The organism is Nodosilinea sp. P-1105, from assembly GCF_012911975.1.
Taxonomy (GTDB): domain Bacteria; phylum Cyanobacteriota; class Cyanobacteriia; order Phormidesmidales; family Phormidesmidaceae; genus Nodosilinea.
Genome location: NZ_SMDQ01000107.1, coordinates 1 through 11,426, shown reverse-complemented (window position 1 = coordinate 11,426; position 11,426 = coordinate 1). Strand labels below are relative to the sequence as shown.

General features: G+C 59.4%; 6 protein-coding genes. All 6 read left to right on the top strand.

Going from position 1 to position 11,426, the window contains the following annotated elements:
• Positions 1–338 precede the first annotated feature (338 nt).
• On the top strand, positions 339–533 hold the full coding sequence (locus E1H13_RS25385) for a hypothetical protein (RefSeq protein WP_169617762.1): 195 nt from the start codon (positions 339–341) through the stop codon (positions 531–533).
• Between the two features lie 264 nt (positions 534–797).
• A complete protein-coding gene (locus tag E1H13_RS25380; protein WP_169617761.1) occupies positions 798–1,031 on the top strand; it encodes a hypothetical protein in 234 nt (77 codons plus the stop codon).
• Between the two features lie 60 nt (positions 1,032–1,091).
• Complete coding sequence (locus E1H13_RS25375; RefSeq protein WP_169617760.1) at positions 1,092–1,520, top strand: DoxX family protein; 429 nt, start codon at positions 1,092–1,094, stop codon at positions 1,518–1,520.
• 154 nt (positions 1,521–1,674) lie between these two features.
• On the top strand, positions 1,675–2,409 hold the full coding sequence (locus E1H13_RS25370) for a hypothetical protein (RefSeq protein ID WP_206071077.1): 735 nt from the start codon (positions 1,675–1,677) through the stop codon (positions 2,407–2,409).
• Between the two features lie 195 nt (positions 2,410–2,604).
• On the top strand, positions 2,605–3,315 hold the full coding sequence (locus E1H13_RS25365; RefSeq protein WP_169617759.1) for a TVP38/TMEM64 family protein: 711 nt from the start codon (positions 2,605–2,607) through the stop codon (positions 3,313–3,315).
• A gap of 339 nt (positions 3,316–3,654) precedes the next feature.
• Positions 3,655–11,426: LamG-like jellyroll fold domain-containing protein (locus tag E1H13_RS25360; protein ID WP_206071075.1), on the top strand; the 7,772-nt coding region annotated here is incomplete at its 3' end.

The window sequence follows — 11,426 nt, the reverse complement described above, 5'->3', positions numbered from 1 at the left end:
TGCTTCCCCCGATGGCTGGTGCCGTTCTTGGAGATATCGTGAGACCCACAGGTCGGACAGGTCATCTCAATAGCCATGCGCTTGTCTCCCTGGTTATCGTGGTGGCGTAGTCTGATTTTCCTCCGTCCCGTGCATTAATGCACTACCTGACTCCTGACTCCTGTCCAAATTTTAATTTCTTTCTCAGCTTCACTTAAATTGTATCTCAGACTACATTCAGCTGCAGCTCAGCTGTGTGCCCCACTATAAAACTTACAGGCTAAGGGGGCACCAACAGGTTCCCTCTCTTCGGAGGGACAACTCTGTCCCGCATTTAAGGAGAACTCAAGGAGAATCCTATGAAACGCTATCTCATCTCTGGTTTAACCATCGCAGCCGCTACTTTACTGATCGCTCCCATGGCTATGGCTGGTGGTCCTTTGCCAAGAACTGGCCAGGTCACGCTTCACGACTCTGAAGCTGACTTCAGTGGCGATGGCAGGGTCTCCATCGGTGAACTGGTGCGGTACAACCGCGACCAACGCGGCTCTTAGGGAGTTAACCAGACACTAACTGTTAGACTTTATCGTCACAGCTCAGCCCGGGTGGGAGGACCATATCTCCCATCCGGGTTTGAGTTATCTGGGAGGTTGTTTCTCAGATAGTTCTCATACTGACTTCAGGACAGCTTCAGACGACCGCGATTAAGTAAGAGTGTTGCGATCGCCATTAGGGACGACGACGACATTGCTCACCCGACCTAAAGCGCAACGCGACTGGTATGAACTTGCTGAACTCAAGCCTGAGGGCTGATAGCCATGAACTTTAAATTCAAATACCTAGCCATCTTAGCCACCGTTGGGGCCATTGGTATGGGTTCTGTAGCCGCGTTAAATAGTCCAGCCGGAGATCCCTGTGCCGGGGCTGACCCTTGCGCCCCGGCGGCTAGCCCCGCCGATCCTTGTGCCGCCGACCCTTGCGCGGCTGACCCCTGTGCGGCTGACCCCTGTGCCGTAGCCGACCCTTGCGCCGCCGACCCCTGTGCGGGCTAAAACCGCCATTCTATAGGCACTTAGACACCACTGATTCTACTGTTGTTGAGGTTCACCCCAATGTATACATCTAAAGATTACGCCCTGCTAATTTTGCGCCTAACCACCGTGTTTGTCTTTTTACCCCACGGGTTAGCTAAAGCCTTTGATTGGTCGATGGCGACTGGCATGTTCTCAGCCATGGGATTCCCCGGATTCTTTGGTCCGATTATTGGCATTGTGGAAGTGATCGCCAGCTTGCTGCTCATTGTTGGTCTGTTTACCCCATGGACCAGCCTGGCGATTTTAGTGATCATGGCGGCGGCGATTACCGGCGTTCACCTACCCGCTTCCATTGCCGCTGGGTCAGCCACCCCTGCCTTAGAACGGGATGTTGTCTTGGTTGGAGCTGCCTTAATGTTAATGGCCTTTGGTCCTGGGGCTGTGGCCCTAGGGCAGCGCAATGCCCCCATGGTCAATGCGGCCTCCCAAAGGTCAATGGAACAATAGACAAATGGCACCAAGACTTGAATAACTATCAAATTATGGATGTTGCCGAGTTATAGAATCTATAATCGCAATCTTCGCTGGTGCCCTGGCTCTACCGCCGGGGCGTCTATCTGAGGTAGCACAGTGACAGGCAGAGGTAGCAAATAACAGCGCTATGGTGACATCAATCGGTTTAATGTTAGCCGCTGGATTAGCGCTAGTCCATGGCTTTATCTCTCGCCTAGAGGTGGATGTCTGGATACCTGAATATCGCTGGATATCGTTTACCGGCGGCGTTTCGATGGGGTATATTTTTCTAGAGGTGCTGCCAGAACTCAGCCAGGCCCAGACCGAGTTTGCTGCCACGTTTCCTCAGATACTGGGAATCCTAGACCACCACATCTATCTGATGGCACTGCTGGGGTTGACGGTATTTTACGGTCTTGATCGCCTGGTGCTAACCTCCCGTCAGTTCAACCGCACCAACTATGATCGCGATCGGGCTAGTACCCGAGTATTTTGGGTTCATATGGCGGCCTTTGCTGGCTTAAATGTGATCTTTGGTTACCTGCTGCAAGACCTGAGTGAACACAGCTTGATCGAGTGTCTGCTGTTCTTTATCGCCGTAGCGCTGCACTTTTTTATCATCGATCATGGACTGCGCGAACACCATGAAGCGCTTTACGATCAGCGGGGACGTTGGTGGTTGACTGGGGCCATTTTGGTGGGGGCGATCGCCGAACTATTCATTCACCTGGATAATGCGATCGTTGCGTTAGTGTGGGCCTTCCTGGCTGGTAGCATCATCCTGAATATCCTCAAACGAGAGCTTCCCGAAGCCCAGAAAACCTGCTTTTGGTCATTTCTGACCGGAGCCACCCTCTATTCAGGGCTATTACTGCTGATTTAAACCAAATCCAAGTTCAGACCTGGAGTTCTGCCTGGGAGAAAGTTCCAGATCCCGAGATGGACTTGGTATAAATCGGCGTCTCAATGGCCTGGGATGGCATACGCTTAGCTAATCCTCAGCTTGCTCTCAGGTAGTCCAGTTAAGGTCGATCCTCATACTCCCTTTTAACTGGTGTTATGTTCGATCGTTCCAACCATGGCTAGGCCGACGCCCAGACTCTTCACCCTGGGGCTAGGTTTGACCCTGGGGTTATCCCTGGCCCTGGCCCTGGGCTTAAGCCCCCAGCACCTGTGCCACTTACTCTGCGATGCCCTCCTGTGGGTCCAGGCCCGGGGTGTAGTGGGGGTGATCGCCTATGTGGTGATCTACAACCTGGCTACGGTACTGTTTGTGCCAGGAGCGCTGCTCACCCTGGCGGGCGGGGCCATCTACGGTCTGGGCTGGGGTTCGCTGTATGCCCTATTGGCCGCTACGTTAGGGGCTACAACAGCCTTTGCCATTGGCCGATACCTGGCCAGGGGGCCAATCTGTCGCCGACTGCGGCAGCACTCCCAATTTCAGGCTCTAGACCGGGCAGTGGCGCGATCGGGGGTTAAGATTGTGCTGCTCACCCGGCTGTCGCCATTGCTGCCCTTCAACCTGCTCAACTATGCCTACGGGGTCACCAGCGTGTCATTCTTCGATTACCTGCTAGGCTCCCTGGGAATGGTACCTGGCACGGTGATGTACGTTTACCTGGGAGCTTTGACGGGGGATATTGCCACCCTGGGTAGCCAGGCTGACCTGCCCGCCCCAGCCCGGTGGCTGCATGGGGGGTTGCATGGGTTGGGGCTACTGGCGACTGTTTTTGTGACGGTATGGGTGGCCCGCCGAGCAAGGCAAAGTCTGGAGCACATGGAATCCTGAAGGCGGAAGGCAGAAAAAGATTAGGACCTCGCTGCCTGACACAACGCAGAAAAACCCTGATATATCGTAGGTTGGGTGGCGCGCTAGCAGAACCCAACAAGTCCTAAATCCTTGGCGAGTGTTGGGTTCCGCTTCGCTGCACCCAACCTACAGAAGAGATGTGTCAGGCAATCAGAATTAGGCCTGAAAATTTTCCCTACTATCGCATCAAAATTTCATCAATTTCTATCAATATATCCTTATCAAGGACTCAGTTTATTCTCAGTTAACCCGGACATTCTGAAAATATTCGCTCTTGTCAATGCGTAGAGCAGCTAACTATCATCGGGATTTCCAACCATGAGCATCTCTTCGTTTCGTCTGACCGACCGGACAGCATTTGAGCAGTTCAAGCAAGCTCACCCTGAGCTGGGATCTGCCCTCAAGATTGCGGCTATTTCTGAAGCTGAGTTTGTGCGAACCTATGGCCATAGCGATGGCCTGGACCCACGCCAGGCCTACCGCATTCACCAAACCGCTGTGCAGATACAGCAGCAGACGGCTTTAGTATGGGCCAACCTTAAGGACATGGCCTCGCCGTTTTTGCGCCAGACCTTATTCAACAACATTCCCCAGTCATTTTTAGAGCAGCAGCAGCAAATTCCAGGCTACGATCGCCTGTTTGGCAGCCTCGACTTTATTGAGTGTGATGAATCCCGCTCAGTACTCAGTCCAGCGGCTTATTTTGTCGATTTAATGCGCTTTATTGAAACCAATATTACTAGTCCTAATTCCAATCCTGACGCTGATCAAGGGATTCCAGAAGACTGTCGGCTCGATCAGCGCCGCCTTGATCTATTTCACCTGCGCCTTGATGATGACAACACCCATACCCTGATTCCCTACATTGACCTGGTGAATCAGGTCCTGGAAACCCTGGTGACCACCCCAGACCAGGCCGATGCGGAAGCGGCGATCGCCGAGGCGGTGTTCCCCCAATCCCTGCCCCTGAATCTGCCTTTGGCGGAAATTCGCACCTACCTAAACCAGCTCGATCTTGATTTGCCCCAGCTCTATGACACCCTGGCACCGCAGCCAGAGGCGGTGGATGCAGTCCGTCGCCGGGAGCAGTTGGCCCTTTCCCCCGAAGAATTTGCCCTGTTGGGGCAGCCGTTGGTGGATCAGCCAGACCGTTTGGCGGCGGTGTATGGCTTTGAAACCTTGCCTGAGGCCCTTGCCGGGTTAGCCTCGGTCACCACGTTTTTAGACCGCACTGGCTTAAGCCGCCAGCAGCTGAGTGACCTGCTGTTTCAGGATCTCGATCAAGCTGAGGTGAATGCGGGTTTGGCCCGATTGTGCTTTATCAACGCCGTCGATGATGGGTTAGGCCACCTGCAGATTGAGTCAGACGCAGGGGATGCCGATGACCCCACCCGGCCCCCAACTGAGACCTTACTGAACCTGAGTGCAGCCAAGCTGGATCGGGTCTATCGCTTTTTGAAGCTAGCCCGGCGGTTAGCGTGGTCGTTTGTTGATTTGGATTGGGCCTTGCGATCGCTGTCCACCCCTTGTACCCCAGAGCGGGTGCTGCAATTCGATGGGCTGAACGATTTTGTCCAGGTTCCAGCCCCTGGGGAGCCAGCTGAGGTCGATCAGCCCCAGGGATTGGCCACCCTAGGGGACAGCTTTACCCTGGAAGCCTGGGTGAATCCTACCCGTCATCAGGCCAACCCCATCCTCAGCCGGGGTCAGGAGGGGAATCTGGATATCCATTTTTTGCTCTGTCTGACCGCCGATGGGCGGGTGGCGTTTTATGGAACGGCGTCCGAAGATGACGCTCCGGCAATCAGTGTGCAACCGGTACCTGTGGGCGAGTTTACCCATGTGGCGGTGACGGTGCAGACCGCCCGCAACCAATCGACGGTAAGGCTATATTTGAATGGTGAGCCGACCCAACTGGAATTGCAGGGTCAGTTCGATCAAGCTGTTACTCTGCCCGCAATCCAGCCCCCCACCGGGGATCTGGCGGTGAACATTGGCCGCAACCTTAGCGATACCACCTTTGCCGGGTTGATTAAAGAGGTGCGGGTGTGGTCCCAGGGGCGATCGCCGGAATCCGTTGCCGCAAACCGCTACCGGCGCTTCAGTGGCTTTGAACCGGGGCTGGTGGCCTACTGGCCCCTGACCGAAAGCCATGGCCTTGAGCTTTTGGATCGCACCCCCTACGGGCAGCATGGGGTGCCCGGCGGCGATCACCTGGTTACCCAACCCCGCTGGGTGACCGCTGACCTGGTGCTTGAACCCCTACCCCCGCCGATTGGGGCCACCCGCTACCGGTTTAACGGGGTTGACCAATACCTGGCCCGGCGGGGGGTAACGGGGCTGAGCGCCGAGCAGCTGACCCTGGAAGCCTGGGTTTATCTGGATGCCGCTGGGGTGCAGCCGATTTTGCATTTGGGCTCGGCGGGCGATCGCCAGTCGCACCTCTGGTTTGGGGTAAACCAGCAGAACCAACTGGTGTTTCGCAGCGCCAGCCTGGGGGATCAGGACTTTGGCGGTGATGGGACGATCGATTTGGAACGTCTCACCCATGTGGCGGTTACGGTGGATAACCGCGAGGTGCGTTTCTACCTGAATGGCAGCCTGGACCGCCGCCGCAACCTGCCCCGTAACTCAACCTTTCGTCTGGAGGGGGATGACCTGTCCATCGGCCACGACTTCAGCGATCGCTACCTGAGCGGCATCCTGCATGAGGTGCGCCTGTGGAGCCAGGTTCGCCGCCCTGTGGACCTGAACAGCTTTCTCCAGCGGTCGGTGCCTGCCCTGACCCCGGGGTTAATCGGCTACTGGCCCCTGGCGGACATCACCGCTGAGCAAGCCGCCGATCTGAGCCTGAATGGGAATGCCCTCTATCTGGGCGGGGTCCCGGCTGATTTTCAGCCTGCCCCGGTGACCGTGGCTCCATTGCAGCCAGCCCTGCCCGTGGCCATCCCCGGCACCGCCCTCTGGTTCAATGGCGATCGCGATCGGGTCGTCTTGCGCCAGGACGCCAACTTTGGCCTGGGTCGCCATCCCCGCTTCACCCTAGAGTTTTGGTTTAAGCCTACCCCGCCTACCCTGCATCCTGAAGCCCCCCAGTTGCTATTCAGCCAGGGGGACGGGGAAGCCGGGTTAGCCATTTATGTAGAGCAGCAGCGGCTCTATGGGATCGCCTGGTGCGCCAACTATGAGCTCACTGAGGTGCAGGAAACGGTGCTGGCCAGTGATCCCACCGCCCTGTCAGTCAATCAATGGCACCATGTGGCCATTGTCCATGACGAAACCCAGCACCTGGACTACATCGAGTTTCGCGGCTTTTTGGACGGTATCGCCCTAGACGAAATCAGCACCACCCATCCGAACCAGTCCCTGGAAGCGGGGCAGCGGGGCCACCGCCTCAGCCCCGTGGGACCCGCCTACCTGGGCCACCTGGACGACAGGGCCATCACCCGCCTGACCGGGGACTATGTCCGGCTGATCGATAGCCGCTTACAGGGGTTTTCGGGGCAAATGGCCGACTTGCGGCTGTGGAACCGGGCCAAAACCGCCGCCGATGTGGAGGCAGAACGCTACCACGACCCGCGCTTATTTGGGGCCGGACTGATCGCCTACCTGCCTTTGGATGAAGGCCATGATGTCACCGTCACCGACCGGGTCAACGGCTACACGGGCCAGCTGCGGGGGGAAACCGCCGTGTTGATGGCCGCCCCCCGCCAGGACCCGGAATGGCTGAACCGCTACACCCACTACCAACCGGCTGAGACCGCAGTGCTGGACTGGCGCAACTATCGCTTCACCGGCCTGCTGTATGTGCCTGACCTGCCCGCCGATGCCACCACCGGCGGCCTGGGGGTCACCGTCCTCAGTCGTCACCCGGAAGCTGTCGATCAGTTCTATCGCCTGGCGCTGACCTGGCCAGAGGGACAACCCACCTTTAGCCTGGATGCCCATCCCCAGGGGGTACAGCCCCTGGAAATCGAGCAGGCAGATTTTCCGGCGGTAGAGCCTGACCGGTGGTATGCCTTCTCGATTGAGGTGACGGATGAGCAGTCAGCGGCACGCACCCGCCTGGCGGTCAGCCTCTGGCCTGCGGGAACAGCCGCCCCTGACGCCCCCCAGGGGGTGGCCTATGACACCAGTGACGTGCGCCTGACCTCGGGGACGGTGGGCCTGTGGGTGGCGGGTCACCAGCCGCAAACCCTGGCGGCCCGGTTTAACAACCTGCGGCTGGTGACCCTGGATGAAGCAGACCAGGGGAGCGAAGAGCTACTGAAGACCAGCTTTACCGAGTACCTGCCGGGGGATACCCCTGAGGGGTGGGTCAGTACCGTGGATCGGCTTACCCCGGAAGATACAGCGGATCTGTTCCAGGCCCTCGATCTAAACGGCAAGACCGTGCTGGGCACAGACAGTTCCCTGACCGGCACCACCGCCCACTATGCCCCGGCTGGGGAAGACACCCTCGGCTGGAGCCACTACCGCTACCAGGGAAAACTGCGCTTTACCGAGGCTGACAGTGGCATTGGCCTGACGGTGCTCAGCCGCACCCCCGCTGGTGTCGATCAGTACTATGCCCTGCGGCGAGATGCCGATCAGCCCACCTTTCAGCTGGTGGGCCATCCCCTGGGGGTGCAGCCCCTGACTGCTGAACCTGACAGTAGCCTGGATTCTGGGGTGCTGCCAGAGCCAGACACCGATTACCGGGTCACCATTGAGGTGGAAGCCGGGGCGGAAGCAACCCACCTGCGGGCCAAAATCTGGGTGGCGGGCACCCTGGAGCCCGAGGACTTTCAAATCAAAGCGGTGGACAGCAGTGATGTGCGGATCACGGCTGGCACGGTGGGGGTGTGGACCGCCGGCCCGGGTCGCAAAACCTTTGACGACCTGAAGGTGCTACAGGAAACCCTGCTGGCCGAGGACTTTAGCGCCTATGGACCCGAAGCAGACCCGGCGGACTGGGGACACACCGGGGCGGAAAACTCGCGCCAGGCTGTACCTGACTTGTTCCGCACCGCAGAGCAAGACGGTGTGATCGCTTTAGGCACCCAATCCCGGCTAGGAAACATCCATAGCCACTACCAACCGGCTGAGGCCCTGGACTGGACCAGCTACACCTACACCGGGCGAATGCTGATTACCCCCGAGTCTAGCGGGAGCTTTGACGGCATTGGGGTGACGTTCTTTAGCCGCTATCCCGATCCTGACATTGGCCCTGACGAGAACCACGACCAATACTATCGCCTGCGCCGCTTTGGGGGGCTGCGGACCTTCCACATTGCCCCCCATCCCCACGATGTGCGTCGGGTGAACACCGCCGGGCGGGATACGGGGGTGAACCCCCAGGCCAACACCTGGTACCGGTTTTTGATTGAAGCCCACGATGGGGGCGATCGCACCTTAATTCGGGCCAAAATCTGGCCCGAGGGCACCCCTGAGCCCACCGAGTTTCAGGCCAACACCTCCGATGACAATAACGGCAGCAATCGCGATCGCCGGCGCCTGACCGCTGGCACCGTTGGGCTTTGGACCGCCAGGGCGGGGGAAAAATACTTCGCTGATCTGACCGTGCGCCGGGGGGTCTACCTGTCGGCGGCCCTGGACCTGGAGGATTGGCTGACCACCGGCGCCCGCGACCCCTTTGAACCGGACGAGACCTTGTTTGCGGTGGAGCGCATCCCTGACCATCCCATGTGGCGTCAGGCAGATGACATTCCCCTGCTGCGGCGACCCCTAAACCTGCAAGCCCTAGACTTTGACGGCGATCGCCAGTACCTGGCCCTGGCGTCGTTAACCGGCGGCCTGGGCTCTGGCTTTACCCTGGAGGCCTGGATTCAGCCCAGGGCAATTGACCGGGCCAACCCGGTGGTAAGCTGGGGGCCAGACACCTGGTTTGGCCTCAACGACGAGGGGCAGATTACCCTGGTGACTGGGGAAAGCCTCAGGGGGGACATATCCCTACCCACCGATGCCTTTACCCATGTGGCGATCGCGGTGGCCGACGACAGGGTCAGCCTCTATGTGAATGGGGCGCTGGAGGTGGAGACCCCGGTCTCAGAGGTGGATTTGCCCCTGCCCACGGCGATGCAGGTGGGCCGCTCTGGAACCCAGTACTTTGGGGGCCAAATCCGCGATCTGCGCCTGTGGTCTACCGGGCGGTCAGAGTTTCCAGTGGCCCAGCGCTACCAAACCCCTGACCTCACTGCTGATGCCCTACTGGCCTACTGGCCCTTTGCCGAGGTTGAGCAGGCCTACAGCCTGGATACCTCGACCCAGGCCAACCACCTGCGTCTGGGGGGACTGGAACCGGCCCGCAAGCCCACCCTGCTCCAGGGCGATCGCCCCAGCGATGCCCTATTCTGGCAGCAGCCCCAGACCAGCCTCAGCTTTACCGCCCCCCAGGATGGGCTGCTAGTCCCCGCGATCGCAGCCCCACCCAAACGCTACACCGTCGAACTCTGGGTGAAGGTGAACGATCCTACCTTGACCCAGCGCCAGCAGGTAATTTACCACCGGGGCGATGGTCAGCAGGGTCTGGTGATCTATGTCCACGATGGCCGGTTGTACCTGGGCGGGTACGACCAGGCTGCCGGTTGGTCGGGCACCTGGTTATCCAGCGATCGCATTTTGGCCGAGCGCTGGCACCATGTGGCCCTGGTGCTGGATGGTCGCCCAGAACTACGGCCCCACGCCCTGCGGGCTTACCTGGATGGCAAGCTGATAGGGGTAGGGGATGGCAGGCAACTCTCGGCGGCGGGGTCTGCCCACCTGGGCCTGGCCGCTGGGGATGTCCGTTTCCACGACGGTCTGGCCACGGCCACTGACACCCACCTGGTGGGGGCCGTCCTGGAGCTGCGCCTGTGGACCACCGCCCGCACCACCGCTGAGATTCGGGCCAACCGCTACGGCGCCCTGAGCGGGGATGAATCGCACTTGGCCCTGTGGTGGCGCTTTGACGGCATCACTGAAGCCAACCCAGAGGTGGTCGATGGGTCCGGCCAGGGACAACCAACCAGCCTGGCGGATCTGGACCGGCTGCAACCCCTGGCCCCCCTACCCCCAGGTGGCCCGCCAACCCTGGCGTTGACCCCAGCCACCCTGGTGGAGTTGGCCAGCTTCCAGCAATTGATCGCCCGCCACCGCCAATCCGTGGAGCGATTGACCGCCCTGTGGCACGACCTGCGCCACACTGGCCGGGCCGATGGTCGGGTCTTTTTTGACCAGGTGTTTAACCCCACAGGAGGCAGCCGCACCCCGTGGCGCTACCACGACCCAGCCCGGCGGTGGGATGTTACTGGCCAGGAGCTGCCCAGCCGCGATCGCGCCATCCGCAGCCGCCTCATGGGGGCCTTACAGGTGTCCAGCGATGACCTGGATGCCCTGGTCAGGCAACTCAGCGGTAGCGAAACCACCCTCGCCCTGGATACCCCCTACCTGCGGCAGCTCTATCGCCTATCGCAAATCCCCAGGGCGCTACGGCTGAGCCTGCGGGAATACCTGTTGCTGCTGGAGATGGTGGGTCTGTCCCAGGTGGCGTCCCTGGCGGATCTGGAGCGGCTGAGCCAGCGGATTACGGCGATCCGTCGCATTGGTCTCAATGTCGATCTGCTCAACTTTTTCGCCTACGACGTTCCCAGTGCCAGCGTTCGCCCCCCCTACACCGATGCCACCCTGCGCAACGTTGCCGATGACCTGGCGAACCAGTCCATCGAGTTTCTGGTTACCCCCATTACCTTTGTCTCCGACCAGATTAGCGAGTTCGAGTCTGGGGAAATCGTCGCGTTCTTTCGCCCCAATGGCGATGACATCACTGTCGGGGCGCTGACCCGCCGCTATTTTGTCGATGATTTGGGGGCGGTCAGCGATCGCTACCAAACCCCTGAGGACCTGCAAGACCTGGCGATCGCCCAGGACTGGGCCGCCCCCTTCAGCGCCCTACCCGCCGAGGCCTTCAGCGCCCTGCAAACCGCAGGCTTTGTGAACGAGTACGGCATTCTGCTGCGGCCTGAGGACTTGGACCTCCCGGTTCGCTCATTTCTAAGGAGGTTCCTCAGATTCTGGCCCCAGCCGAGTGTAAATACTCACCGGGAAGTTGA